This window comes from Streptomyces sp. NBC_01235, from assembly GCF_035989285.1.
Taxonomy (GTDB): Bacteria; Actinomycetota; Actinomycetes; order Streptomycetales; family Streptomycetaceae; genus Streptomyces.
In genome coordinates this window covers 9,183,286-9,207,819 of the sequence record NZ_CP108513.1, presented here as the reverse complement: position 1 = coordinate 9,207,819, position 24,534 = coordinate 9,183,286, and the positions used below count along the sequence as shown (strand labels likewise).

General features: G+C 69.8%; 19 protein-coding genes, 1 tRNA gene and 2 pseudogenes. 6 read left to right on the top strand and 16 right to left on the bottom strand.

Features of this window, described 5'->3' with window-relative positions; all coding sequences use genetic code 11:
- Window positions 1–51 precede the first annotated feature (51 nt).
- A complete protein-coding gene (locus OG289_RS41345) occupies window positions 52–1,350 on the top strand; it encodes a flavin-containing monooxygenase (protein ID WP_327320960.1) in 1,299 nt (432 codons plus the stop codon).
- 79 nt (window positions 1,351–1,429) lie between these two features.
- On the opposite strand, the gene OG289_RS41340 is transcribed toward OG289_RS41345, so the two are convergent.
- The 10 genes from OG289_RS41340 to sucC form a co-directional block, all read right to left on the bottom strand.
- On the bottom strand, window positions 1,430–2,776 hold the full coding sequence (locus OG289_RS41340; RefSeq protein WP_327319130.1) for a cytochrome P450: 1,347 nt from the start codon (window positions 2,774–2,776) through the stop codon (window positions 1,430–1,432).
- An 8-nt stretch (window positions 2,777–2,784) separates the two neighbouring features.
- Window positions 2,785–3,378, bottom strand: a complete 594-nt coding sequence (locus tag OG289_RS41335; RefSeq protein ID WP_327319129.1) for a GTP-binding protein — start codon at window positions 3,376–3,378, stop codon at window positions 2,785–2,787.
- On the bottom strand, window positions 3,353–3,730 hold the full coding sequence (locus OG289_RS41330; protein WP_020125672.1) for a DUF742 domain-containing protein: 378 nt from the start codon (window positions 3,728–3,730) through the stop codon (window positions 3,353–3,355). The genes OG289_RS41335 and OG289_RS41330 overlap by 26 nt, the downstream gene beginning before the upstream one ends.
- Complete coding sequence (locus OG289_RS41325; protein ID WP_057582154.1) at window positions 3,727–4,128, bottom strand: roadblock/LC7 domain-containing protein; 402 nt, start codon at window positions 4,126–4,128, stop codon at window positions 3,727–3,729. Before OG289_RS41325 ends, OG289_RS41330 begins: the two co-directional genes overlap by 4 nt.
- Window positions 4,125–5,294, bottom strand: a complete 1,170-nt coding sequence (locus OG289_RS41320) for an ATP-binding protein (RefSeq protein WP_327319128.1) — start codon at window positions 5,292–5,294, stop codon at window positions 4,125–4,127. The genes OG289_RS41325 and OG289_RS41320 overlap by 4 nt, the downstream gene beginning before the upstream one ends.
- A 460-nt stretch (window positions 5,295–5,754) precedes the next feature.
- Window positions 5,755–5,839: transfer RNA gene (locus OG289_RS41315), tRNA-Leu, on the bottom strand.
- A gap of 471 nt (window positions 5,840–6,310) precedes the next feature.
- The gene (locus OG289_RS41310) at window positions 6,311–6,487 is read right to left on the bottom strand and encodes a hypothetical protein (protein ID WP_327319127.1); all 177 of its coding nucleotides are present in this window, start codon (window positions 6,485–6,487) and stop codon (window positions 6,311–6,313) included.
- Window positions 6,488–6,735: 248 nt separating this feature from the next.
- Complete coding sequence (locus OG289_RS41305; RefSeq protein ID WP_327319126.1) at window positions 6,736–8,277, bottom strand: aldehyde dehydrogenase family protein; 1,542 nt, start codon at window positions 8,275–8,277, stop codon at window positions 6,736–6,738.
- Between the two features lie 113 nt (window positions 8,278–8,390).
- Entirely contained in the window at window positions 8,391–9,275 is an 885-nt protein-coding gene (gene sucD, locus OG289_RS41300) for a succinate--CoA ligase subunit alpha (RefSeq protein ID WP_327319125.1), read from the bottom strand.
- Between the two features lie 17 nt (window positions 9,276–9,292).
- A complete protein-coding gene (gene sucC, locus OG289_RS41295; RefSeq protein WP_327319123.1) occupies window positions 9,293–10,423 on the bottom strand; it encodes an ADP-forming succinate--CoA ligase subunit beta in 1,131 nt (376 codons plus the stop codon).
- A gap of 189 nt (window positions 10,424–10,612) precedes the next feature.
- Between sucC and OG289_RS41290 the strand changes: the two genes are divergently transcribed.
- The 5 genes and pseudogenes from OG289_RS41290 to OG289_RS41270 form a co-directional block, all read left to right on the top strand.
- Window positions 10,613–12,295: a thiamine pyrophosphate-binding protein gene (locus tag OG289_RS41290; RefSeq protein WP_327319122.1), complete on the top strand. Its 1,683-nt coding sequence runs from the start codon at window positions 10,613–10,615 to the stop codon at window positions 12,293–12,295.
- 10 nt (window positions 12,296–12,305) lie between these two features.
- Window positions 12,306–13,547 (top strand): formyl-CoA transferase, encoded by a 1,242-nt coding sequence (gene frc / locus OG289_RS41285; protein WP_327319121.1) that lies wholly within the window; start codon window positions 12,306–12,308, stop codon window positions 13,545–13,547.
- A 4-nt stretch (window positions 13,548–13,551) separates the two neighbouring features.
- A complete protein-coding gene (locus OG289_RS41280; RefSeq protein ID WP_327320959.1) occupies window positions 13,552–15,696 on the top strand; it encodes an acetate--CoA ligase family protein in 2,145 nt (714 codons plus the stop codon).
- Window positions 15,697–15,819: 123 nt separating this feature from the next.
- On the top strand, window positions 15,820–17,211 hold the full coding sequence (locus tag OG289_RS41275; protein ID WP_327319120.1) for an OFA family MFS transporter: 1,392 nt from the start codon (window positions 15,820–15,822) through the stop codon (window positions 17,209–17,211).
- Between the two features lies 1 nt (window position 17,212).
- Window positions 17,213–17,575 (top strand): annotated as a pseudogene (locus OG289_RS41270) (MFS transporter); the annotation flags it as partial.
- Window positions 17,576–17,729: 154 nt separating this feature from the next.
- On the opposite strand, the gene OG289_RS41265 reads toward OG289_RS41270, so the two are convergent.
- The 6 genes and pseudogenes from OG289_RS41265 to OG289_RS41240 all read right to left on the bottom strand — a co-directional run bounded on the left by OG289_RS41265 (window position 17,730) and on the right by OG289_RS41240 (window position 24,241).
- Window positions 17,730–18,773 carry a sugar phosphate isomerase/epimerase family protein gene (locus OG289_RS41265; protein ID WP_327319119.1) on the bottom strand — a complete coding sequence of 348 codons (1,044 nt, stop codon included), beginning with the start codon at window positions 18,771–18,773 and terminating at the stop codon, window positions 17,730–17,732.
- Window positions 18,774–18,844: 71 nt separating this feature from the next.
- Window positions 18,845–20,227, bottom strand: a complete 1,383-nt coding sequence (locus OG289_RS41260) for a nucleotide pyrophosphatase/phosphodiesterase family protein (protein ID WP_327319118.1) — start codon at window positions 20,225–20,227, stop codon at window positions 18,845–18,847.
- Window positions 20,224–21,423, bottom strand: a complete 1,200-nt coding sequence (eboE, locus tag OG289_RS41255) for a metabolite traffic protein EboE (RefSeq protein ID WP_327319117.1) — start codon at window positions 21,421–21,423, stop codon at window positions 20,224–20,226. Before eboE ends, OG289_RS41260 begins: the two co-directional genes overlap by 4 nt.
- Window positions 21,424–21,426: 3 nt before the next feature.
- On the bottom strand, window positions 21,427–22,275 hold the full coding sequence (locus OG289_RS41250; RefSeq protein WP_327319116.1) for a TatD family hydrolase: 849 nt from the start codon (window positions 22,273–22,275) through the stop codon (window positions 21,427–21,429).
- A gap of 194 nt (window positions 22,276–22,469) precedes the next feature.
- Window positions 22,470–23,165: pseudogene (locus OG289_RS41245) on the bottom strand (EboA domain-containing protein); the annotation flags it as partial.
- Window positions 23,162–24,241, bottom strand: coding sequence for a sugar phosphate isomerase/epimerase family protein (locus OG289_RS41240; protein ID WP_327320958.1), 1,080 nt, complete (start codon window positions 24,239–24,241; stop codon window positions 23,162–23,164). The pseudogene OG289_RS41245 and the gene OG289_RS41240, both read right to left, overlap by 4 nt.
- Window positions 24,242–24,534: the final 293 nt, after the last annotated feature.

Genomic DNA, 24,534 nt, shown 5'->3' with positions numbered 1-24,534 from the left:
GCAGTCAATTGTCCGTCGAGAAAGGATGGTGTCTTTCCTGTGGGGGAATCCGTGCGTCTGTGTGTGATCGGTGCGGGTCTGTCGGGGCTGGCGACGGCACACGCCCTGAAGACCGCCGGCGTCGACTTCGTCTGCCTGGAGCAGGCGAGCGACGTCGGCGGGATCTGGCGCCGGCCACAGGCGCGCGAGCGCGGCCCCGGCTATCTGTCGCTGCACCTCAACACCGCCAAGCAGCTCACGGGTTACGCCGCCTACCCGATGCCCGGCTCCTACCCGCTCTACCCGCGGCACAGTCAGATCGCCGTGTATCTACGCGCGTTCGCCGAGTGGGCCGGCGTACTGGACCGGATCGAGGTGGGGACGACCGTGGAGTCCGCACGGCAGGAGGCCGACGGCGGATGGACGGTCGTCAGCCGGGATGCCGACGGCACGGTCTCGTCCCGCGGCTTCACGCATGTGATCGTCGCCTCCGGGCACAACTCGGAGCCGTCGATGCCCGCGCTGCCGAGGGGCGCCGAGACGTTCACGGGAACGATTCGCCACTCCCTCGACTACCTCGACGGCAGCGAGTACACCGGGCAGCGCGTCATCGTCGTGGGGCTCGGCGCCTCGGCGGTGGACATCGCCGCGGACCTGTCCCGGTACGCCGAGCAGACAATGCTCTCGGTGCGCCGGGGACTGCACATCGTGCCCAAGCAGTTGTTCGGCATGGCCCTCGACCAGATCGCCGACGCGCCATGGTGGATCAGTATGTCCCTGTCCGAACAGCGCCGTTTCATCGAACAGGCCCTGCTGGTAGCCCGCGGCAAGCTCGGCGACTACGGGCTGCCCGAGCCGGACCACCCGCTCTTCGCCTCGGCCATCACCATCTCCGACGAGATCCTCAGCCGCATCCGCCATGGCGAGGTCACGCCGAGGCCCGCGATCGACGCCATCGACGGCGACCGGGTCTCCTTCTCCGACGGCACGTCGGTCAGGGCTGACGCGATCGTGTACTGCACCGGCTACCAGATGGCTTTCCCGTTCCTGGAGCCCGGCTGCCCGGTCGGCGCGCAGGGCTCGGTCGAGCTGTACAAGCGGGTCGTCGCCCCGGATCGTCCCGGTCTGTTCTTCGCCGGTCTGATCCGCCCCGTCGGTTCGATCACGCGGCTGGTGGAGGCCCAGGCGCGGTGGATCGCGCGGCTCGTCACCGGCGATGCGGTGCTGCCGGAGACGGAGTTCATGCGCAAGGAGATCGCGACGTACCTGAGCGGTATCGCGGGTCAGTACGGGCAGCGGGAGGGGGCGTCGATCCAGGTCGACATGGCACCGTATCTGCAGGAGCTGCGGGAGGAGCACTCCTCCCGGTGACCACCCGAAGTGACATCGCGGAGACACCTGAAGGGAATGCCCGCCCCGGAGGGCGGGCATCCGGCCTTCTCGTGTGGAACTACTTGGTCAGCCAGTTGAGGAACTTGCTCCACACACCTGCCTGTTCGGGCTGGCGGGCCGCTACCGCAGTCGGGAGCGCCGATGCCTGGGCGGTGGTCTGCCGAGTCGGCCGAGTCACCGGCTTGATCGGGGTGTACCGGGCGGGGAGCGTGGCAAGACCGCGACTGAAGGCCCCCGGACGCCACGTCAGGCTCCCCTCGGGAACGCTGAGTTGGACGTCCGGCAGCCGGTTGAGGAGGTTCTCGATGGCTGACACGGCGATCTGCCGGGCGGGTTCCTTCGAGGGGCAGGCGTGCGGTCCGGCGCTCCAGGCGAGGTGCGCCCGGTTGCTGCCGGCCTTGCGGGCCGCCGACAGCACGGGGCCGGTGTTGGCGGCGGCGAAGCCGACCAGCATCAGGTCACCGGCGGTGAGCTTCTGGCCGGCGAACTCCATGTCGGACACCGGATAGTGGGCGGCGAAGGTGGCCATGGGCGGGTTCTCCCACAACGTGTCGTCCATCGCCTCCTCGATCAGCCCGCCCTCGTGTGCGTACCGGTCGTCGGTGAGCAGCCGGTGCAGGGTGTTGCCGATGAGGTTGACCAGGGGCTCGGCTCCCGCGCCCAGCAGCAGGGCGACCTGGTGCAGCATCTCCTCGTCGGTCAGGTCCGTGTGATGCTGCAGAAGCCAGGAGGTGACGTCCTCACCGGGCTTGCGCCGCTTGAGGGCGATCAGCTCGCCGACGGCCTGGAACAGCACCTCGCCCGCCTTCTCGGCGTTGACCCCGTCGAATATGCCGGAGATGCCGAAGAAGACGCGGTCGCCGATGTCGGCGGTGCAGCCGAACAGCTCGTTGAACACGAACAGCGGAAGCTGCTTCGCGTAGGAGCCGATGAGGTCGGCCGAACCGCGTTCGGCGAACTGGGAGATGAGGAAGTCGGAGATCCGCTCGACACTCTGGCTCAGCCGCATCGGATCGATGCGCGACATGCTGTCCGTGATGGACTGACGCAGCCTCAGATGCTCGGCGCCGTCGCTGTACATGCAGTTGGGCCGGTGGGCGAGCACGGGGAGGACGGGACTGTCGGGGGCGATCCGGCCCTCGTTGAAGTCCCGCCAGCGGCGCGCGTCCTTACGGAAGGAACCGGAGTCCTGCAGGAGTTGGAGAGCGGTGGCGTAGTCGGTGACGAGGGTGGCCTCGACTCCCGGGGTGATCTCCACGGGCGCGGTGGGCCCGTAGTGCCGCAGGTATGCGTAGTAGGCCTGCGGGTCGGCCGCGTACTCCGGCCCGTACAGCGGCACTCTGCCGCCGGGCTGGTGCGCCGGGCAACCCGGAGGGGGCACGGGGGCGGTGGGTTGGGCGTCCATGTCTGCTCCTAGTGGGCACGGTCCTGCAGGTGACGGACGAGGGTGATCAGCGCTTCCGCCGAGGACTTCTCGTCGCGTGCGTCGCAGGTGACGACGGGGGTGTCGTCGAGCAGGTCCAGTGCGTCGCGCAGGGCCATCTCGTCGCGCAGCGGCTGGCCGTCGAAGTGGTTGACGGCGATGGCGTAGTCCAGTCCGTACTGCTCGATGAGGTCGATCACTGCGAATGAGTCCGCGAGTCGCTCGGGGTCGACGAGCACCAGCGCGCCGAGCGCGCCGCGCGCCATGTCCTCCCACATCTGGACGAAGCGCTGCTGGCCCGGCGTTCCGAACAGATACAGCACGACACGGTCGCTGATGGTCAGCCGGCCGAAGTCCATGGCGACCGTGGTGGTGGTCTTGCCCTGGACTCCCTTGAGGTCGTCGACCGACTCGGCGGCCCGCGTCATCGTCTCCTCGGTGGTCAGCGGCTCGATCTCGGAGATGGCCCCGATGAACGTGGTCTTGCCGACCGCGAAGTGGCCCACGACGAGGATCTTCACCGCTGTCTGCGTTGCCCCGTCGCGGACGTACGCCTGCTCATCCAAACTTGGCCCTGAGACCATTCAGCACCTCCTCCAGGATGTCCCGGTCGGCGAGCGGTGCCCGCTGCACGGGCGGGCGAGTGATGAGATAGCCGCCTTCGGTGAGGGCGGCGAGGAGGATCTTCACCACGCCCAGGGGCAGTTGGGTGTGCCCGGCGATCTCGGCGACCGAGAGGTAGCCGGCCGAGCACAGGTCCAACAAGTTCTGTTCCTCGGGGGACAGACGAGTCGGCCGCTGCTCGTGATCGGCGGCCGCCGTGACCAGGGTGATGAGGGAGAGCTGCCCTTCGTCGGGCAGCCCGCGCCCCTTGGTGATGACATACGGACGCACTAACTCCGGCGTCTGGGGCTCCAGTTCGTCGAACCCGTTCATGACCGAACGCCGAGGTTCTCGCGCGGCGGTGTCGTCAGGGCCTTGCCGAGCTGGCCGACGAGCTGCTGCATCCGGAAGGTGATGTCCGCCATGTCGACGTCCGGCGAGGCGGAGACGCCGAGGTAGGCGCCCTCGCCGGCGGAGATGAGGAAGACCCAGCCCCCGTCGAACTCGACCAGCGTCTGCCGCCACCGCATCTGCGGGTCCTCGCAGAAGAACGCGAGCGAGCGGCTGAGCGACTGCACCCCGCTCATCGCGGCGGCCACGCGGTCCGCGTCGTCCTTGTCGAAATCCTGCGTCCGGGCCATCAGCAGGCCGTCGGCGGAAATCAGGACGGCGTGCAGGGCCCCGGGAATCTCCAAGGCACTGTCAAGCATCCATGACAGATCGTCGTTCACGAGACCTCATGCCCTTCGCTGCTGGCACCACGTGTGCTGCTCGAGTTTTCCGCGGGATCCGCAGGCGTGGCCCGGCCCGACTGGGTGCCCCGCTGGAAGGCGCCCATGATCGCCGCCGTCTCGGCGCCCGAGCGGGTGGGAGTGGGGGCAGACGCGCTGCCCGGCACGATGGCCATGGGCCGCTTGCGACGCCGCTTCGGCAGGCCGTCGGCGGTCGTGGTGCCGGCGGTGAGCGCGGCGTCGGGGCCACTGCGGCCCGTGGCGGCGGCGGTGGAAACGACCGGAGCCGGTTCCTTCTGCTCGGGCGCGCTGGTGAGCAGGTCGTGCGGCAGGAGGAGGACCGCCCGGACACCTCCGTAGGGGGAGGTGGAGTCCACGGACACCTCGAAGCCGAAGCGCTCGCTGAGCACACCGATCACGGCGAAGCCGAACTGCGGCGGGTTACCGAGCGCGGAGACACCCGAGACCCGATCGCTGGAAAGGAGTTTCTCGGCACGGGCGCGCTCTTCGTCGTTCATACCGACACCGGCGTCGTCGACGACGATGCAAATACCCTTGGGCACGGTACGAATATTGATCTCGACGACGGTGTCCGGGCTGGAATAGCTCGTGGCGTTGTCGAGCAGCTCGGCGAGGGCCAGAGCGACGGGCTCGACGGCACGGCTCGTGACGCCGAAGTCGACCTGCGAGAGAATCTCCACCCGCCGGTAATGGCGAACCCTGCCCTGCGCGCTGCGCACCACGTCGTAGACGGACGCGACATCGCGTGCGCGCCCCAGCCAGCCGTCGCAGAGCACGGCGATGGACTGGGCGCGTCGGCCGAACTGCGAGTTCGTGTGGTCGATCTCCAGGAGATCCTGGAGGATGACCGACTCGCCATATTTGTTCTGCAGCCGGGAGACAATCAACTGCTGTTCCGCGGCAAGGCCCTGAAGGGTCCGCATCGCGGACTTGAGGACCGTTTTCGTAGCGTCTTCGGCTCGTTCCTGAGCTGCCTCGACAGATTGCGCATACTCGTTTTCCAACGCGGAGTAGTGAGACCTGAGCCCCGCGATCTCCTGCCTTAAGGCACGCGCCGCCCTGCGCTGACGAACAATGAGGGCGACTGCGACGAGTACGGCGACGAGGAGAGCCCAGAGTACCGGGTTCTGTATGTAATCAGTCATAAGACTCTCTTCAGGCGGCCTCGACTGACGGCCAGTAGCTGAATTCCCGTCAATGCGGGTGGACCGGCGGACCGCCCGCACCGGGGTGGCCGCCCGGACTGTCCCCGTAGTCGGAGATGTCGTCTTGCACCCATCCGCCCGCTCTACAAGCGAGCGTGATCGTATCACCACAGGAACGGGTTACAGACCGCCAATACGGGGACAGAGATGAACATTGACGAACCGTCAGTCAAACCTCCCGACCTCGTCTGCGAGAGGGCGGTGAGAGATCGGTGAGAGACCGGGAAGAGACCCCGCGACAGGGGCGCTGGGCGGGGGTGACAGGACAACCGATAAACGGGCTTCCGCGACATTCGGGAGGCAATGGATACGCAAACAACAAAACCCGCACCCGGCGGAACGCCGAATGCGGGCATCGATCCATCACCGAGCGAAATCCGATCGATACGGAGGGTGAGAGTGTCCGAGGGGGGACTTGAACCCCCACGCCCGATAAAGGGCACTAGCACCTCAAGCTAGCGCGTCTGCCATTCCGCCACCCGGACCAGGTGTCTGCCGCCGTACGGGAGCGTTCCCCGCGGCGACATGGACAACAATACCAAGCTTTCGGAGTGCGTTTCACCTGCATATCCGCTGGCCGCGCGGGTGGCAGGGGCGCCGCCGCAGGCACCTCACGCCAGGTGACCGTGAGATCACCCTTCCGCCTCCTCGCCCTTCCGGCGGCGGTCCCGCGGGGGTGCGCCGCCGTCCATGAGGCCCTGGTCCTCCAGACCCTCGATGAGCGACACCATCGTGGGGCGGGCCGTGAGCCGGCGGTTCCGGTCGCACTCGCCGATGGCGAAACGGATGACGAAACACTGTCGCAGTCCGGGGTGGCCGGGCGACTCGGTGTGCGCGCTTGAGGAGGTAGCCGGGCCGGCACCCCATGGGGCACGGTCCGAGCTTCTCGATCACTGGGCGCTTCGGCATCGAGATCACCCTCCCTCCCGGTCGCCGGTCCGAACGACAGGCAGGCTTCACGAGGGCTGGACGCCGCGCTGCGCACCGGCCGCCCCGACCGAGCGGCTTCGGCCGGGTCTGCCGACGACCGGCAACCGGGGCCGCCGCCCGCCCGCGGTCCTGGGCAGGGCGGCGTCCACGGTCGTCGTGATCTCGGGCGGCGACTCGTGCTGGGCCTCGGCGTGGGGCGGCACCCGTCAGTCGCCGGGCCCGGGCGGGATCGTGGGGCCCAACCCGGCGTTCGCCGCCTACGATGCCGACCGATGTGCCGCGAGAACGCCGACCGAGCAGCCGACGGAGGTGCCCTCACCACACCCGCCGACCAACCGACGGAGGTGCCGTCATCGCACCGGGCCGAGCAGCCGACCGACGGGCCCCACCACACCGGTCGACCGCCCCACCGAGATGCCGTCGCGGCTTCGGCCGGTCGTCCGGCGGGTGGTCAGGGCATCAGCTGGTACTCCGGAAAGTTTCCGGGCAGGCGCTCCCCCGTCGGCCCATGTGTCACCGCACGCACCAGCAGGTCCCCGCCGACGAACGCGCCCCGCCAGGACGCACCGAAGCCACCGAAGAGCTCGTCGCGGTCGCCGCGGGAGCGGGGCGTGCCGTGGCCGACCTTGAACGCGCGGATCTGCGGGGCCAGTCGGTCGTAGGTGGCTCGGTCGTCCGTGGACAGGGTGGCGACGAGCGCGCCGTTGGACGCGTTCATGGCGGCCAGCAGCTCCGCCTCCGTGTCGACCAGGACGATGGTGTCGACCGGGCCGAAAGGCTCCGCGTGGTGCAGCGGCGAGGACGGCGGCGGGCCCAGCAACGTGACCGGCTGGACGTACGCCGAGGTGTCCTGGCCGGGCAGGAACCGGGCGTCGGCCGGACTGCCGCGGTGCAGCGGGACCGCGCCCCGGTCGACGGCCTCGGCGACCTGGTCGTTGAGTTCCTTGGCCTTGGCCGCGTTGATCACCGGCCCGAAGTCCAGCCGCGGGTAGGGATCGTCACGCTTCTCGACGGCCAGCGGATGTCCGAGCGTCAGCGTGCGCACCGCCGGGAGGTACGCCGCCAGGAACTCGTCGAACAGCGCGCGCTGGACGACGAATCGCGGGTACGCCGTGCAGCGTTGCTTGCCGTAGTCGAAGAGCTTGGGGACGACCGCGGCGAAGGTGTCCCAGTCCGAGTGGTTCCAGATGCCCCAGGTGTTGAGCCCTTCCTGTTCGAGTACGTGTCGTTTTCCGAGGTCGGCGACGGCTGTGGCCACCGCGGCGCCGGTGTCGCGGCCGCCGACGAAGGAGACGCAGCCGATCTCGGGCGCCCGCACGAGCGCCTGGGACAGCTCTCCCCCGCTGCCGCTGACCAGGGTGACGGGGACACCCTCGCGTGCGGCGAGCGCGCAGGCCAGGGTCAGACAGGCGACGCCGCCGTCGGTCGGGGTCTTGGCGATGACCGCGTTGCCTGCCAGTGCCTGTACCAGCAATGCGTGAACGAGCACGCTCATCGGGTAGTTCCAGCTCGCGATGTTGGAGACCGGGCCGTCCAGCGGGGCCCGTCCGTTCAGCATGGGTTCGATGCCGTCGACGTACCAGCGCACACCGTCGACGGCCCGGTCCACATCGGCCCGCGCGAGCCGCCAGGGCTTGCCGATCTCCCAGACGAGGAGGAGGGCGAGGAGTTCCCGGTGTTCGGCGAGGGCGTCGAGGGTGGCGGCGATACGGGCACGGCGTTCCGCCAGCGGGACGTGCCGCCAGGCGCGGTGCTGGTCCAGACAGGCGCGGACGGCTCGGTGGGCGGTGACCCGGTCCAGTCGGGGCGGGCCGGCGATCGGACTGCCGTCCACCGGGCTGGTGGCCGGAAGCGCACGGCCGTCAGCCTGCCAGGAGGCGTTCCAGAGGTTGAGGACACGGTCGTCACGGAAGGCCTCCGGGGCGACCGTGAGGCATCGCCGCCAGGCGTCGGGCCAGGAGGTGCCTGATTTGAGGGTGAGGGTGGTTGCCATCGGGCTGCTCCGCTCTCGGTGCACGGTCGGGGGCGGGATGGTGCAGGGCGCCGGAGCACGCCGGCGGGACACGGCGGTTCCGAGATGTGACGTCACGTCACCTGTGGGTGACGTCACGCCCCTTCTTCCAGTACGGCGAGCGCGAACCGCGCGGTCTCGGTGGGCGTCGCGCCCACCCGTACCCCCGCCGCCTCCAACGCTTCCTTCTTGGCCTGCGCGGTCCCCGAGGAACCGGACACGATCGCTCCCGCGTGCCCCATGGTCCTGCCCTCGGGCGCGGTGAAGCCGGCGATGTAGCCGACGACGGGCTTGGTGACGTGCTCGCGGATGTAGGCGGCGGCCCGCTCCTCCGCGTCGCCGCCGATCTCGCCGATGAGGACGACGAGTTCGGTGTCGGGGTCCGCCTCGAAGGCGGCCAGGCAGTCGATGTGAGTGGTGCCGACTACCGGGTCGCCGCCGATGCCGACACAGGTCGAGAAGCCGATGTCGCGCAGCTCGTACATGAGTTGGTAGGTGAGCGTGCCGGACTTGGAGACCAGGCCGATGCGGCCCGGCTTGGTGATGTCGGCCGGGATGATGCCCGCGTTGGACTGGCCGGGGGTGATCAGGCCGGGGCAGTTGGGCCCGATGACGCGTGTCCCGCGGGCCGCCGCGTGGGCGGTGAAGGCGACCGAGTCGTGGACCGGTATGCCCTCGGTGATGACAACGGTGAGGCCGATCCCGGCGTCGGCGGCCTCGATGACGGCGGCCTTGGCGAAGGCGGGCGGTACGAAGACGACGGTGACGTCGGCGCCGGTCGACTGCATACCGTCGGCAACCGACCCGAAGACGGGCACCGCCCGCTCGTCGAAGTCGACGGTCCGGCCCGCCTTGCGCGGGTTGACGCCACCGACGACGTTCGTGCCGGCCGCGAGCATGCGCCGGGTGTGCTTCATGCCCTCGCCGCCGGTCATGCCCTGGACGAGGACCTTGCTCTCCTTGGTGAGGTAGATGGCCATGGTGTCGCTCTCTCTCCTCAGGCTGCGGTGGCGAGTTCGGCGGCGCGGCGGGCGGCGCCGTCCATGGTGGTGGCCTGCTGGACCAGGGGATGCCGGCACTCGTCGAGGATCGCGCGCCCCCGGGCCGCGTTGTTGCCGTCGAGGCGGACGACGAGCGGTTTGGTCAGCCGTACGGTGTCCAGCGCGCGCACGATGCCCTCGGCGACCGCGTCGCACGCGGTGATACCGCCGAAGACGTTGACGAAGACCGACTTCACGGCGGGGTCGGAGAGGATGACCGACAGACCGTCGGACATGATCTGGGCCGACGCCCCGCCGCCGATGTCGAGGAAGTCGGCGGGGCGGGCGCCGCAGCCGGCGACCACGTCGAGGGTCGACATGACGAGTCCGGCGCCGTTGCCGATGATGCCGACCTCGCCGTCCAGTTTCACGTAGTTGAGGCCCTTGGCCGCGGCCGCCGCCTCCAGCGCGTCGCCCTGCTCCGCGCTCTCCATGCCCCAACGGTTTTGCCGAAAGGACGCGTTGTCGTCGAGGGTGACCTTGCCGTCGAGGGCGAGGATCTGTCCCTGCCGGGTGCGCACGAGCGGGTTGACCTCGACCAGGAGGGCGTCCTCCCGGATCAGCACCTGCCACAGCCGGACCAGGACGTCCACGGTCTGCGACGGCAGTCCGGCAGCCTCGACGATCTCGACGGCCTTGGCCGAGGTGACGCCCTCTGCCGGATCGACGGGGATCCGGGCAACCGCCTCGGGCCTGGTGGCGGCGACCTCCTCGATCTCCGTACCGCCCTCGGCGGAGGCCATCGCGAGGAAACGGCCGGCCGCGCGGTCCAGCACATAGGAGACGTAGAACTCCGCCTCGATGTCCACGGGTTGGGCCAGCATCACCGCGCCGACCGGGTGCCCCTTGATGTCCATGCCGAGCATCCGACGTGCCGTCAACTCGGCTGCGGCCGGATCTGCGGCGAGCTTGACGCCACCCACCTTGCCTCGGCCACCCGTCTTGACCTGGGCCTTCACCACCACCCGCCCACCGAGCCGGCGAGCGATCTCGCGCGCCTCCTTGGGCGAGTCGGCCACTTCGGCCCTCGGCACCAAGATGCCGTGTTCCTCGAAGAGTTCCCTTGCCTGGTGTTCGTACAGGTCCATCTCGGCTCCCGTCTGCGAAGTCAAAGCCGAAGTCATCGCGAGGCCGAACTCCGATGACCGAAAGTGCCGCACGCCCCCTGGACACCACCCATCGGATGCGGGATAACAAGCTTCATACAGTATTCGTCGACTGTATGCAATGTACCGACGACTGCATCCCATCCCCCTACGAAGGGACAGGACTTCGCCATGCCCGACGACACCCAGGACGTGATTTCCGGTGGTCATCTCGTTGCCAAGGCGCTGAAGGCAGAGGGGGTCGACCGCATCTACACCTTGTGCGGCGGCCACATCATCGACATCTACGACGGCTGCGTCGACGAGGGCATAGAAGTCGTCGACGTACGCCACGAACAGGTCGCCGCCCACGCCGCCGACGGCTACGCGCGCATCACCGGCAGGCCCGGCTGCGCTGTCGTCACCGCGGGCCCCGGCACCACCGACGCCGTCACCGGTGTCGCCAACGCCTTCCGCGCGGAGTCCCCGATGCTGCTGATCGGCGGCCAGGGCGCGCTCACCCAGCACAAGATGGGGTCCCTGCAGGACCTGCCGCACGTCGACATGATGACGCCGATCACCAAGTTCGCGGCGGCCGTGCCGGACACGGCTCGGGCTGCGGACATGGTGTCGATGGCGTTCCGCGAGTGCTACCACGGCGCGCCCGGCCCCTCCTTCCTGGAGATCCCGCGCGACGTCCTCGACGCCAAGGTGGCGACGGCGAAGGCCCGCGTGCCGAGGCCCGGTGCCTACCGCGCCTCCACCCGCTCGGCCGGCGACCCCGAGGCCGTCGAGAAGCTCGCCGACCTGCTGGTGCACGCCGAGAAGCCCGCCATCCTGCTGGGCAGCCAGGTGTGGACGACCCGGGGCACGGAAGCGGCCGTCGAGCTGGTGCGCACGCTGAACGTCCCGGCGTACATGAACGGCGCCGGCCGCGGCACCCTGCCTCCCGGCGACCCGCACCACTTCCAGCTGTCACGCCGGTACGCCTTCTCAGGCGCCGACGTCATCGTGATCGTCGGCACGCCCTTCGACTTCCGGATGGGCTACGGCAAGCGGCTGTCGCCGGACGCGACCGTCGTGCAGATCGACCTCGACTACCGCACGGTCGGCAAGAACCGCGACATCGACCTCGGGCTCGTGGGCGACGCCGGGCTGGTGCTGAAGTCGGTGACCGAGGCCGCCTCCGGGCGCGTCAACGGGGGCGCGTCGAAGCGCAAGGAGTGGCTCGACGAGCTGCGCGCCGCCGAGCAGGCAGCCCTCGAGAAGCGGCTGCCGCAGCTGCGCTCGGACGCCTCCCCCATCCACCCCTACAGGCTGGTCAGCGAGATCAACGACTTTCTCACGGAGGACTCGATCTACATCGGTGACGGCGGCGACATCGTCACCTTCTCCGGGCAGGTCGTGCAGCCAAAGTCACCGGGCCACTGGATGGACCCGGGCCCGCTCGGCACCCTCGGCGTCGGCGTCCCCTTCGTCCTCGCCGCCAAGCAGGCCCGGCCCGACAAGGAGGTCGTCGCCCTCTTCGGCGACGGGGCGTTCTCCCTCACCGGCTGGGACTTCGAGACCCTCGTCCGCTACGACCTGCCGTTCGTCGGCATCGTCGGCAACAACTCCTCCATGAACCAGATCCGTTACGGCCAGGCAGCCAAGTACGGTCCGGAGCGCGAGCGGGTCGGCAACACCCTCGGTGACGTCCACTACGACAAGTTCGCGCAGATGCTGGGCGGTTACGGCGAGGAGGTGCGCGACCCCACCGACATCGGCCCTGCGCTCAGGCGCGCCCGCGAGTCCGGGAAGCCCTCCCTGATCAACGTCTGGGTCGACCCGGACGCGTACGCCCCGGGAACGATGAACCAGACGATGTACAAGTGAGGTGCCCCCGATGACAGGAACGGCCGGCAAGGCTCTCGAAGGCATCCGCGTCCTCGACATGACGCACGTCCAGTCGGGCCCGTCCGCGACCCAACTGCTCGCCTGGCTCGGCGCGGACGTCGTCAAACTGGAGGCGCCCTCCGGTGACATCACGCGGGGGCAGTTGCGCGACCTCCCGGACGTCGACTCCCTCTACTTCACGATGCTCAACTGCAACAAGCGGAGCATCACCCTCAACACCAAGACCGAACGCGGCAAGGAGATCCTCACCGAGCTGATCCGGCGCTGCGACGTCATGGTCGAGAACTTCGGACCGGGCGCGGTCGACCGTATGGGCTTCACCTGGGACCGCATCCAGGAGATCAATCCGCGGATCGTCTATGCCTCCATCAAGGGGTTCGGGGACGGCCCGTACACCAACTTCAAGGCGTACGAGGTCGTCGCGCAGGCCATGGGCGGGTCGATGTCGACCACCGGTTTCGAGGACGGGCCGCCGCTGGCGACGGGGGCCCAGATCGGGGACTCGGGGACGGGTGTGCACGCCGTGGCGGGGATTCTCGCGGCGCTGTACCAGCGGGAGAACACCGGGCGCGGTCAGCGGGTCAACGTGGCCATGCAGCACGCTGTACTCAACCTGTGCCGGGTGAAACTGCGGGACCAGCAACGCCTGGCACACGGGCCGCTCACTGAATACCCCAACGACGACTTCGGCCACGAGGTTCCTCGGTCAGGAAACGCGTCCGGCGGCGGCCAGCCCGGCTGGGCGGTCAAGTGCGCGCCGGGCGGGCCGAACGACTACGTGTACGTCATCGTGCAGCCCGTCGGCTGGCAGCCGCTCAGCGAACTCATCGGCAGGCCCGAGCTGGCCGACGACCCCGAGTGGGCGACGCCGCAGGCCCGGCTGCCCAAGCTGAACAAGATGTTCCAGCTGATCGAGGAGTGGTCCTCGGCCCTGCCCAAATGGGAGGTGCTGGAGCGGCTCAACGCCCACAACATCCCGTGCGGGCCGATCCTGTCCACGAAGGAGATCATCGAGGACGAGTCGCTGGCCGCCAACGAGATGGTGGTCCGCGTACCGCACCCGCAGCGCGGCGAGTTCGTGACTGTGGGCAGCCCGCTGAAGCTCTCCGACTCCCCCGTCGAGGTGACCGGCTCACCGCTGCTCGGCGAGCACAACGAAGAGGTGTACATCGGCGAACTCGGCCTCGGGGACGAGGAGCTGCGCCTGCTCAAGTCGAACGGGGTGATCTGACGTGATGGCCGAGGACCGGGTGCTCAGGGTGCGTTCGCTGCTCGACGCGGTGCGTGCCGAGGGGCGGAGCGCGCTCACCGCGCCCGAGGGCAAGGTGATCGCCGACGCGTACGGGATCGCCGTACCGGGCGAGGAGCTGGCGACCGACGTCGAGGAGGCCGTCGCGTACGCGGCGCGCTTCGGCGGCCCCGTCGTGATGAAGATCGTCTCACCGGACATCCTGCACAAGACCGACGCCGGCGGAGTGGTCGTCGGGGTGGAGGGCGCGGCGGACGTACGGGCGGCTTTCCACCGGATCGTCGAGAACGCGCGCGCGTACAACGCCGGGGCCCGTATCGCGGGCGTGCAGATTCAGGAGCTGCTGCCGCAGGGCCAGGAGGTCATCGTCGGGGCGGTCACCGATCCGACGTTCGGGAAGGTCGTGGCGTTCGGGCTCGGCGGGGTGCTCGTCGAGGTACTGAAAGACGTCACCTTCCGGCTGGCTCCGGTGGACGCCGACGAGGCGCTGTCCATGCTGGACTCGATCCGGTCGGCGGAGATCCTGCGCGGGGTGCGCGGCCAGGCCGGCGTGGACCGGTGGGCGGTCGCCGAGCAGATCCGCCGGGTGTCCCAACTGGTCGCGGAGTTCCCCGAGATCGCCGAGGTGGACCTCAACCCGGTGATCGCCACGCCGCAGGGCGCGGTCGCCGCGGACATCCGCGTGATCCTGTCCGACGCGCCTGTCAAGGAGCGGCGTCGCTACACGCGCGCGGAGATCCTCACCTCGATGCGCCGTCTGATGGAGCCGCGTTCCGTGGCCGTGATCGGTGCGTCCAACGAGCAGGGCAAGATCGGCAACTCGGTGATGCGCAACCTCGTCGACGGCGGTTTCGCCGGGGACATCCATCCGGTGAACCCCAGGGCCGATGACATCTTGGGCCGCAAGGCGTACAAGAGTGTCACCGACGTTCCCGGTGAGGTGGATGTGGCGGTCTTCGCGATACCCGCCAAGTTCGTGGCCGCGGCCCTGGAGGAGGTGGGACGCAAGAACATCCCCAACGCCGTCCTGATCCCCTCCGGTTTCGCGGAGACCGGGGAACACGCGCTCCAGGACGAGATCGTGGCGATCGCCGAGCGGTACGGCGTCCGCCTGCTCGGGCCGAACATCTACGGCTACTACTCGACCTGGCAGGACCTGTGCGCCACGTTCTGCACCCCGTACGACGTCAGGGGCGGGGTCGCGCTGACCTCGCAGTCCGGTGGCATCGGGATGGCCATCCTGGGCTTCGCGCGCACCACGAAAACGGGCGTGTCGGCGATCGTGGGGCTCGGCAACAAATCGGACCTGGACGAGGACGACCTGCTGACCTGGTTCGGCGAGGACCCGCACACCGACTGCATCGCGATGCACCTGGAGGACCTCAAGGACGGCCGCGCCTTCGTCGAGGCGGCGCGGGCGACCGTGCCGAAGAAGCCGGTCGTCGTCCTGAAGGCGGGCCGTACGGCGGCGGGCGCGAAGGCGGCCGGCTCGCACACCGGGGCGCTGGCGGGCGACGACGCCGTCTATGACGACATCCTGCGCCAGGCGGGCGTCATCAGGGCGCCCGGGCTGAACGACATGCTGGAGTACGCGCGCGCGTTGCCGGTGCTGCCCACCCCGCAGGGGGACAACATCGTGATCATCACGGGCGCGGGCGGAAGCGGGGTGCTGCTGTCGGACGCGGTGACCGACAACGGCCTCACCCTGATGGACATCCCGCCGGACCTGGACGCGGCGTTCCGGGAGTTCATCCCGCCCTTCGGGGCCGCGGGCAACCCGGTCGACATCACCGGGGGCGAGCCGCCGTCGACGTACGAGGCGACGATCCGGCTGGGGCTGGAGGATCCGCGCATCCACGCGCTGGTGCTCGGCTACTGGCACACCATCGTCACTCCCCCGATGGTCTTCGCGGAGCTCACCGCGCGCGTGGTGGCCGAGTTCCGCGAACGCGGCATGGAGAAGCCCGTCGTGGCTTCGCTGGCGGGTGACGTGGAGGTCGAGGAGGCCTGCCAGTACCTCTACGAACGGGGCGTCGTGGCCTACCCGTACACGACCGAGAAGCCGGTGGCGGTGCTCGGCGCCAAGTACAGGTGGGCGCGCGCGGCGGGCCTGTTGGGGGGCGGTTCATGAGATGACCCAGGCACGGGGCCGACCGACGGTGCGCGTCGGCCGGCCCCGGGACCCGTGCGCACACGAAAGGCATTGGACAGGGGGCGCTGGCCAGAGCTTTCGACGCAAGGGGTGCTGAGCGACATGACAACCACCGACTACTCGATGTCCCTCCCCTACCGGGAGGTGACGGACCGCAACGGCCGCGTGTACCGGATCGGCGAGAGCGACCGGGACATCATGGGGCGGCCACGCTGGACCATGGTGCTCTTCCCCTGGATGGGCATGCTGGGCATCAGCTCCTCGGAGTACGCGTTCACGTCGGCCGAGGACACACTGCACGAGGCCCACCTGTGGAGCAGTGGGCACATCTTCTGGCTGATGGGCGTCTGGGTGTTCTTCCAGGCGGCCGTGGCCTTCCCGGCCGGGCAACTGCGGGAGAGCGGCAAACTGCCCGCGCGGTACGCGATGATGCTGGGCGCGCTGGGCACGGTCCTCGGCTATCTGTCACTCGCGTACGCGCCGGACGTCACCGTCGCCTATCTCGGCTTCGGCGTGTGCAGCGGCGTCGGCGCCGGCCTCGTCTACGCGACCTGCGTGAACATGGTCGGCAAGTGGTATCCGGAGCGCAAGGGCGGCAAGACCGGCATGGTCAACGGCGGTTTCGCCTACGGCTCGGTGCCCTTCGTGTTCCTGTTCACGTCGTACATGGACCTGGGCAACTACAAAGGCGTGCTGGTGATGGTGGGCGTCATCTGCTGTGCCGTCGTGGCGTTCGCGGGATGGTTCTTCCGGGACCCGCCGAAGAACTGGTGGCCGGCGCAGGTCGACCCGCTCAGGCTCACCGACGACCCGAAGATCCGTCGGGCGCTGGAGAAGAACCCGCCGGCGGTGAAGCAGTACACCCCGAAGGAGGCCGCACGCACCCCCGTCCTGTGGATGATGTGGTTCTGTCTGCTGTGCACGGCCGGGATCAACATCTTCGGCATCGCCTTCCAGGTGCCGTTCGGCAAGGACATGGGCTTCGCAGGCGGGATCGTGGCCACGGCGATGTCCCTGAAGGCGATCGTCAACGGCACCGGGCGTGGCATCATCGGCTGGATCTCCGACCGTTGCGGACGCCGCCACACCCTGATCATCGTCTGTCTCGTGCTCGGTTCGGCCCAGTTCGGTGTGCTGGTCTCCGGCCAGATGGGCAGCATGCCGTTCTTCCTGTTCTGCTCCATGGTCTCCGGCTTCGGCGGCGGCGCGATCTTCCCGTTGTTCGCCGCGATGACGGCGGACTACTTCGGCGAGAACAACAACGCCAGCAACTACGGCATGGTCTACAGCTCCAAGCTCGTCTCGGGCCTCGTGGGCTCCGGAGTCGGCTCGATCGTGGTCGGTGCGTGGGACTACGAGGGCGCGTTCGTCCTGGCGGGCTCGATCGGCGTGGCGTCAGCGGTGCTGGCGCTCTTCCTGAAGGCGCCCGGCAGGCCCAAGACCAGTCGTCGGATCGTCCCCAACCCGCACCCGCTCGGTGAGGAAATGGCCTGACATGACGGCTCCCCTCGCAACGAACAGTCCGTCGACCGACGCCGCACAGCGTCCACACGGCGAGGTGACCGACTCCCGCGACCGCGTCTACCGCATCGGCGAGACCGACCGGGACATCCTCGGCCACTCCCGCAACCTCGTGATCCACTGCCCTGGATCGCCATGATGGCGATCAGCCACTTCGGATACGCGTACGAGAAGGGCTCCTGACGGCCTGTGGGGCCGTGTACGTCGGCTCCGGCATGTGCCTGGTCGCTTCCTCACCCTGTCGCATCTGGACGACGTCCTGGCAGCGATCCTGGGGTTCGGAGTGGTGGGAGGGATCGGGGCCGGTCTGCTCTACGCGACCTGCGTCGCCCTGCTGCTGCGGCAGCCGGCGGGAGCCGGGAGCTCGTCTCGGCTGCTCAGCCCCGGCCCACGGCGTGATGAGGCACGCGCGCGTGGAGGCCCGCCCCGGCAGGCAGGGGGCGGGCCTCCACGCGCGCGTGCGCGTACTCAGCGCGACGGGCGCCCGGTGCTCAGCACTTCTCGCGCAGCGAGTGCAGGTGCGCGCTCGACTTCTGGGCGAAGGCGAACGACTCGACGGGGTTGTCGTGTTCGGCCTGCCAGTGGTGGGCCAGGCGCTCGCCACGCAGCCGGGTGACGGCCGAGATGAACCGCTGGTAGTCGATGTCGCCGTCACCGACGTCGACCATCCGGTACCCGAACTCGTTCGAGGGATCGCTGACGCCGTCCTTCACGTGGAAGAGCGGGTAGCGGTGCGGCTGCCGCAGTACGTAGTCCAGCGGCTCGAAGGGCGCGGGCGTGCCGTCGGGCCTGTTCGAGAAGCGGAACTGGCCGGCGTACGCCCAGAAGATGTCCATCTCCAGGAACACCAGGTCGGGGTCGGTCTCGGCGAGCAGCACGTCGTAGAGGCGGACCTTGGGGTTGTCGGTGGCGAAGCCGAACTCGTCGGAGTGGTTGTGCTGGTAGAACTTCATGCCGCGCGCCCTCGCCGCCGCTCCGTACGTGTTGAACTCCTCGGCCGCGCGCTTCCACGCGTCGACGGTGGAGCCGTAGCGGAAGGGGCCCGAGGCGGTGCCGATGTGCTTGAGGCCGAGGGCCTGGGCGTCGTCAAGGACCTTGGTGAGGTTCTGGGCAAAGGTGTAGGCGTTCGGGTCGCTGGAGTAGTAGCCGACGTGGCTCCCGATCGGCGTCAGGCCGTGGTTGCGGGCCAGCCGCCTGAGCTGGGCGAGGGTGATGGGGCCTGCGGAGCCCTGGGTGTAGCCGGCGAACTCGACCTCGTCGTACCCGTACTTCTCCAACTCGGCGAAGACGGCGGCGAAGCCCAGCGTGGAGACCTTGTCCCGCAGGCTGTAGAGCTGGATGCCGAGCCGGCCGGGGGGCAGGACGGGTCGGCCGCGGCCGGCGGAGACTTCGGTGGCGGTGACGGGTGCTGCCGTGGCGGGGGTCGCGGCGGCGCCGAGCAGTGCGGCCGCGGTGGCTCCCGCGGCGACGCCGAGCATGCCTCGTCTGGTGAGGCGGTGGGTGAGTTCGGGGTCGATGCCGGAGATGCGGCTCATGTCTGGAACTCCTCGGGATCGGAGGGCGTTGTCAGTGGTGAGTGCTTCACTTGTGACCAGTCGGCAACCAGTCAGTTCAGACCGGCCAGTTGGAGCAGCAGTGCTTTCACGTCGGTGGCCGCGACGCGGTCGCCGAGCGAACGGGGGGTGGAGCAGATGAGGAGCGGACCGTCGGCGTCGCTCGTCGGAAGGCGGCCGTGGCTGCCTCGAATAGGTGACGGATCGAGGGGCACGACCGCCATGCGGTAGCGCATGCCGAGCTTCTTGCGGGCCAGGGCGGTGGCCGCCTTGACCTTCACATACGGGTCGTGCGGATCCATGAAGAGCTCGGCCGGGTCGTAGCCGGGTTTGCGGTGGATCTCGACGAGTCGCGCGTAGTCGGGCGCGCGGGCGTCGTCGAGCCAGTAGTAGTACGTGAACCAGGCGTCCGGCTCCGCCACGGCGACGAGTTCGCCGGAGCGCGGATGGTCGAGGTGGTGCGCCTTCTTGCCCTCGTCGTCGAGCAGTCGCTCGATGCCGGGCAGTTCGGTGAGCGCGGCCCGGATGGCCTCCAGGTCCTCGGGGCGGCGTACATAGACGTGGGCGAGTTGGTGGTCCGCGACCGCGAAGGCCCGGGACGCCATCGGGTCGAGGTACTCCATGCCGTCCTGGGTATGCACCTCGAGCAGTCCTGCGCGGCGCAGGGCGCGGTTGATGTCGACGGGGCGGCTCACCCGGGTGATGCCGTACTCGGACAGGGCGACGACGGTACGGCCCTGCGCACGGGCTTCGGCCAGGAGCGGGGCCATGGCCGCGTCCAGGTCGGCGGCCGCCCGCAGGGAGCGCTGGTCGTCGGGGCCGAAACGCTGGAGGTCGTAGTCGAGATGAGGGAGGTAGCACAGGGCGAGGTCGGGTCGGCGGGTGCGCAGGATGTGGCGGGTCGCGTCGATGATCCAGCGGCTGGAGACCAGGTCCGCGCCCGGTCCCCAGAAATGGAAGAGGGGGAAGGCGCCGAGCTTCTCGGTGAGTTCGTCGTGCAGGGCCGGGGGCCGGGTGTAGCAGTCGGGCTCCTTGCGGCCGTCGGAGTAGTAGATCGGACGGGGGGTGACGGTGAAGTCGGTGTCGGCGCCCATGGCGTACCACCAGCAGATGTTGGCGACGGTGTAGCCGGGGTGGGCCCGGCGGGCGGCGTCCCACAACTTGTCTCCGGCGACGAGACCGTTGTGCTGCCGCCACAACAGGACGTCACCGAGCTCGCGGAAGTACCAGCCGTTGCCGACGATTCCGTGCTCGGCCGGGAGCGTGCCGGTGAGGAACGTGGACTGCGCGGCGCAGGTGACAGCCGGCAGGACGGTCCCGAGCGGCGCACGCGAACCGGCGTGGGCGAGGGCCTTGAGGTGGGACATGTGGTCGAGAAGACGGGGGGTGAGACCGACGACGTCGAGGACGAGAAGAGGGACGGGACCGTTGCTCACGGGAGCTCCTTGAGACCGAGGTCTGTCAAGAGGTCGCGGGCCAGAGCGAGTTCGGCGGCGATGCCGTCGGCGAGCTGGGCTCGGGCACGGGGCCGCAGCTCGAGTGGGAGGGCCTGCCAGGTGTAGGTCTCGACCTCGAGATGGCGGGTGAGCGGGTGCGGGCCGCCGACCAGCCGGGTCAGCGCGGCTTTGAGTACGGGCAGCGTGGAGGTGAGGGGCGCGGCGGGGGCCGCGTGCAGCGGGACGTGGAAGTGGGCGCGCCAGGGTCCGCTGTCGGGCAGGGCGGTGTCGGCGAGGGCTTCGCCAAGGTCGTCGGTGCCGTGCGGACCGGCAGCGATGGGGGTACCTCCCGCTCGGATGTGAGAGGGCGAGGAGCGGGTCTGGTGCAGGAAGCGGGGTTCGTCGAACGCGGCGAGGGCTTCGCGAACGGCGGGCAGACGGGGGTGTTCGGCGTGCAGGGCGGCTGACAGTTGGGATTTGACGACGGGGACGCCGGCTGCGGCGAGCGTGTCCAGGGCGGTGCGCGGGTCTTCGAAGGAGGTGGCGAGATGGCAGGTGTCGACACAGACGCCGATACGGGGATGGCCGACGGCCTTGAGCGGGGCGAGGGCGTCGGTGGTGGTCTCGACGATGCAACCGGGTTCCGGTTCGAGGCCGACGCGGACGGAGCGGCCGGTGAGGTCCGCCAGCGCGTCCAGGCGGTCGGCGAGGGTGCGCAGGGCGGATCGGGCCACCTCGGCGCGTTCGGCGTTCCAGACGGTGCGCCAGCCGAGGGGGAGGGTGGAGATGGTGCCCTCGGTGACGTCGTCGGGGAGCAGCCCGGCGAGAACACGGGCCAGTGCCGTGGTGTGGTCGAGGCGTTCACGGTCGGACCAATCGGGCTTGTATACCCGGTACTTGACCTCTTCGGCGCCGAAGCCCTCATAGGGGAAGCCGTTGAGGGTGACGACCTCGAGGCCGCGCCGGTCGAGTGCGGTGCGCAGGCCTCGCAGGGCCGACGGATCGGAGTCAAGGGCACGGGCGGCGTCCTTGGCGAGCCACAGGCCCACGCCGAGCCGGTCGCGGCCGAGGCGGCGGCGGACGGGTTCGCAGTGGTCCCGGAGCTGCGCGAGCACACCGTCGAGCGTCTCGGCAGGGTGGACGTTGGTGCAGTAGGCGAGGTGGACGGTGGTGCCGTCGGGGTGGCGGAAACGCATCGGTCACTCCCCGCCGCGCTGGATGGAGTTGCCCTCGTGCGTGGGATCGGGGGAGGTCACGTCCAGGGTGAGGCGGTCGCTGAGGCCGTAGAAGGACACGGGATTGCGCCACAGGACGAGATCGACGTCGTCCTCGCCGAAGCCCTCCACGAGCATCAGGTCGGCGACCCTGCGGGTCTTGAGGGGGTCGCTCCTGCCCCAGTCCGCGGCGGAGTTGACGAGGACCCTCTCCGGACCGAACACGCGGAGGATCTCGATCATGCGGGTCTCGTCCATCTTGGTGTCGGGATAGACGGAGAAGCCGAGCCAGCAGCCGGCGTCCTTCGCCTCCTTCACGGTGGTCTCGTTGAGGTGGTCGAGCAGGACCCGGTCCGGGGACAGAGCGGATTCACGGACTACGTCGAGGGTGCGGCGCAGTCCGGCGAGCTTGTCGCGGTGCGGGGTGTGCACGAGGGCGGGCAGGGCGTGGTCGGCGGCCAGCTGGAGTTGGGCGGCCAGCGCGGTGTCCTCGGCGGGGGTCATCGAGTCGTAGCCGATCTCGCCGACGGCCACGACGCGGTCCTTGACGAGATACCGCGGCAGCTCGTCAAGGACGGCGGCGCAGCGCGGGTCGTTGGCCTCCTTGGGGTTGAGGGCGAGCGCGCAGTGGTGGGCGATGCGGTGCTGCGCGGCCCGGAAGGGCTCCCAGCCGAGAAGAGAGTCGAAGTAGTCGAGGAAGGAGGCGGGTGAGGTACGGGCCTGCCCCAGCCAGAAGGACGGCTCGACCACGGCGCGGACGCCGGCCGCGTGCATCGCCTCGTAGTCGTCGGTGGTACGCGACGTCATATGGATGTGGGGGTCGAAGATGCGCATCAGGACTCCTTGCCATGGGGGTGGGCCGGACGGTGCGGGCTGTCCGTGCCGTGGAGGTCCGTGCGGTGTAGGGCTGGGCCGTGCCGGTCCGGGGTGTGCGGGCCTGTGCTGCGCCGGTCCGGGGTGTGCGGGCCTGTGCTGCGCCGGTCCGGGGTGTGCGGGTCCGTGGTCTGCGATGCAGGTGTGGTCTGCGGCGGAGGTGCGGACAGGGAGGGTGCTGTGGGCGTGCCCAGGTCGGTCAGGGTCAGGATGCGGTGCAGATCCGGGGGTACGGGGCGGCCCGCCGCGGTGCGTTCGGCGGCGTAGTCGGCGAGCATGCGGGCGAGTTCGGCGTCGGCGCGGGCGCGCGGTGCGAGCCCCGCCACCACGTCGACGGACACTCCGACGAACAGGCACTTCAGGACGGCGTGGCGCCAGGCGTGGGCGCCGAGATGGGAGGCCGCGTAGGGGCCGACGGCGGCGGCGAGGAGCCTCGTGTCATGGGTGCGCAGGGCGTCCTCGACGAGCGGGAGGGCGTCGGGGCCGGGCACGAGGTGGGGCAGTGCGTGCAGGACCGCGCGACGCTCGTCGGCGGTGCCCTGGAAATAGACGCGGGCCAGGGAGTCCGTGTCGGCGCGAGCGGCGTGGAGGATCAGCACGCGGGCGGCGTCGGCGTACCGGCTGCCACAGCGGCGCCCGGCCTCGGCGAGACGCAACTCCCAGACGGAAATGGGCCCGTGGGTCCCGGGGTGGGCGGCGGCCTCGTCAAGAGCCTGGTGGAACCAGGTGCGGGCGGTTCCGTGGAGGTGAGTGTCGAGGTGGCTGTGCAGGGCGTCGAGGGGGGTGCGGGCGAGGGTGGTGCCCGTGGGTCCCGCTTCCGGGGGTGCCGGGTCTGCCTGGGGCGGGGTCATGAGGTGCTCCCTTGTGGGGTGGCGGAGGGCTCGCCGGATGGTGCGAGGGGCGGGTTCGCTGCCGGGGACTGCCGCCTGGGGAGTGGGGCGCGGGAGGGAGGCCGTTGCCGGTGGGCAGGGCGGACGGTCGGGGCGAGGGAGGTAGGCGGCCGCGGGTCCGCGCACTGGGTGCCTTGGGCGGCTGCCTGCGCGCGGTGGAGAAACGGGAGGGAGAGCTCGGCGTAGTGGGGGCCGGCATGGGAGTGACGGGGCAGTTCGACCACCGTCAGCCCGCGGTAGCCGGTCGCTGCCAGGGCGGCGAGGACGGGCGGGAAGTCGATCTCGCCGTCTCCGAAAGGGAGGTGTTCGTGGACATCGCGGCGCATGTCCTCGATCTGGACGTGCCGCAGCCAGGGAGCGGCTGCACGTACACAGTCGGCGGGAGGGAGTGGTTCGAGGCACTGGCAGTGGCCGATGTCGAGGGTGAGGCCGAGGGACACCGGGTCCCCGAGGGCGCGGCGGAGCCGGTGGAAGTCGGCGAGGGTCGCGAGGAGGTGACCGGGTTCGGGTTCGATCGCGAGGGGGATGCCGGCGGTTGCAGCGGTGTCCAGGACGGGGGCAAGGGTCTCGGCGAGGCGCTGCCATGCCGCATCCGGTGCCGTGCCCGGCGGGACGGTCCCGCTGAAGCAGTGGACGGCGTGCGCACCGAGGTCGCCGGCGACCTGGACGGCGCGCAGCAGCAGGTCGACCCGGCGGACGCGGTCCTCCGGCTCCGGGTCCAGAAGGGAGGGGCCGTGCTTGCGGCGAGGGTCGAGGACGTAGCGGGCGCCGGTCTCCACAGTGACCTCGAGCCCCAGCGTGTCCAGGCGGTGTGCGACGCGTCGGGTGCGGGCGGCGAGGTGCGGGGCGAGCGGATCGAGGTGCATGTGGTCGAGCGTCAGTCCGACGCCGTCGTAGCCGAGATCGGCGAGGAGGGCGAGGGCGTCGTCGAGGCGGAGATCGGCGAGGCCGTTGGTGCCGTAGCCGAAGCGGAGCGGGGGCGGGGGCGAGGGCGGGGACGGGGACGGGACCGGGCCGGGGTCTGGAACGGGAGACAGGGGGTTTGTGCGCCGGGCGGCCGGGTGCGGTGCGTTTTCGTGCGGGGCGCTCTCTTGCGAAGCGTTCCCGCGGTTCTCATGTCCGCGGTCGTCGTGTCCGCGGTCGACGTGTCCGCGGTTCACGTGACGCTCACCTGCCTCGCCGGCATCCGGACCATCGGGGTCAAGGCTGCCGTGAACAGTGAGGGCAGACATAGTGGTTCGGCCCAGGCACGCGCGCGGGCGCGGATCGTCTCCCCCCTGTCGGTCTCCGCCGTATCTGTCTGCGCAGCCGACTGGCCGTCCGACGACCT

Bases quoted from the DNA above. Each gene is read 5' to 3' on its own strand.
- OG289_RS41265 (WP_327319119.1), bottom strand. From the start codon at position 18,773: ATGAGCCGCATCTCCGGCATCGACCCCGAACTCACCCACCGCCTCACC.
- OG289_RS41275 (WP_327319120.1), top strand. From the start codon at position 15,820: ATGACAACCACCGACTACTCGATGTCCCTCCCCTACCGGGAGGTGACG.
- OG289_RS41330 (WP_020125672.1), bottom strand. From the start codon at position 3,730: ATGAACGGGTTCGACGAACTGGAGCCCCAGACGCCGGAGTTAGTGCGT.
- frc (WP_327319121.1), top strand. From the start codon at position 12,306: ATGACAGGAACGGCCGGCAAGGCTCTCGAAGGCATCCGCGTCCTCGAC.
- OG289_RS41305 (WP_327319126.1), bottom strand. From the start codon at position 8,277: ATGGCAACCACCCTCACCCTCAAATCAGGCACCTCCTGGCCCGACGCC.
- OG289_RS41340 (WP_327319130.1), bottom strand. From the start codon at position 2,776: ATGGACGCCCAACCCACCGCCCCCGTGCCCCCTCCGGGTTGCCCGGCG.
- OG289_RS41290 (WP_327319122.1), top strand. From the start codon at position 10,613: ATGCCCGACGACACCCAGGACGTGATTTCCGGTGGTCATCTCGTTGCC.
- OG289_RS41250 (WP_327319116.1), bottom strand. From the start codon at position 22,275: ATGCGCATCTTCGACCCCCACATCCATATGACGTCGCGTACCACCGAC.
- OG289_RS41280 (WP_327320959.1), top strand. From the start codon at position 13,552: ATGGCCGAGGACCGGGTGCTCAGGGTGCGTTCGCTGCTCGACGCGGTG.
- sucD (WP_327319125.1), bottom strand. From the start codon at position 9,275: ATGGCCATCTACCTCACCAAGGAGAGCAAGGTCCTCGTCCAGGGCATG.
- sucC (WP_327319123.1), bottom strand. From the start codon at position 10,423: ATGGACCTGTACGAACACCAGGCAAGGGAACTCTTCGAGGAACACGGC.
- eboE (WP_327319117.1), bottom strand. From the start codon at position 21,423: ATGCGTTTCCGCCACCCCGACGGCACCACCGTCCACCTCGCCTACTGC.
- OG289_RS41335 (WP_327319129.1), bottom strand. From the start codon at position 3,378: ATGGTCTCAGGGCCAAGTTTGGATGAGCAGGCGTACGTCCGCGACGGG.
- OG289_RS41320 (WP_327319128.1), bottom strand. From the start codon at position 5,294: ATGACTGATTACATACAGAACCCGGTACTCTGGGCTCTCCTCGTCGCC.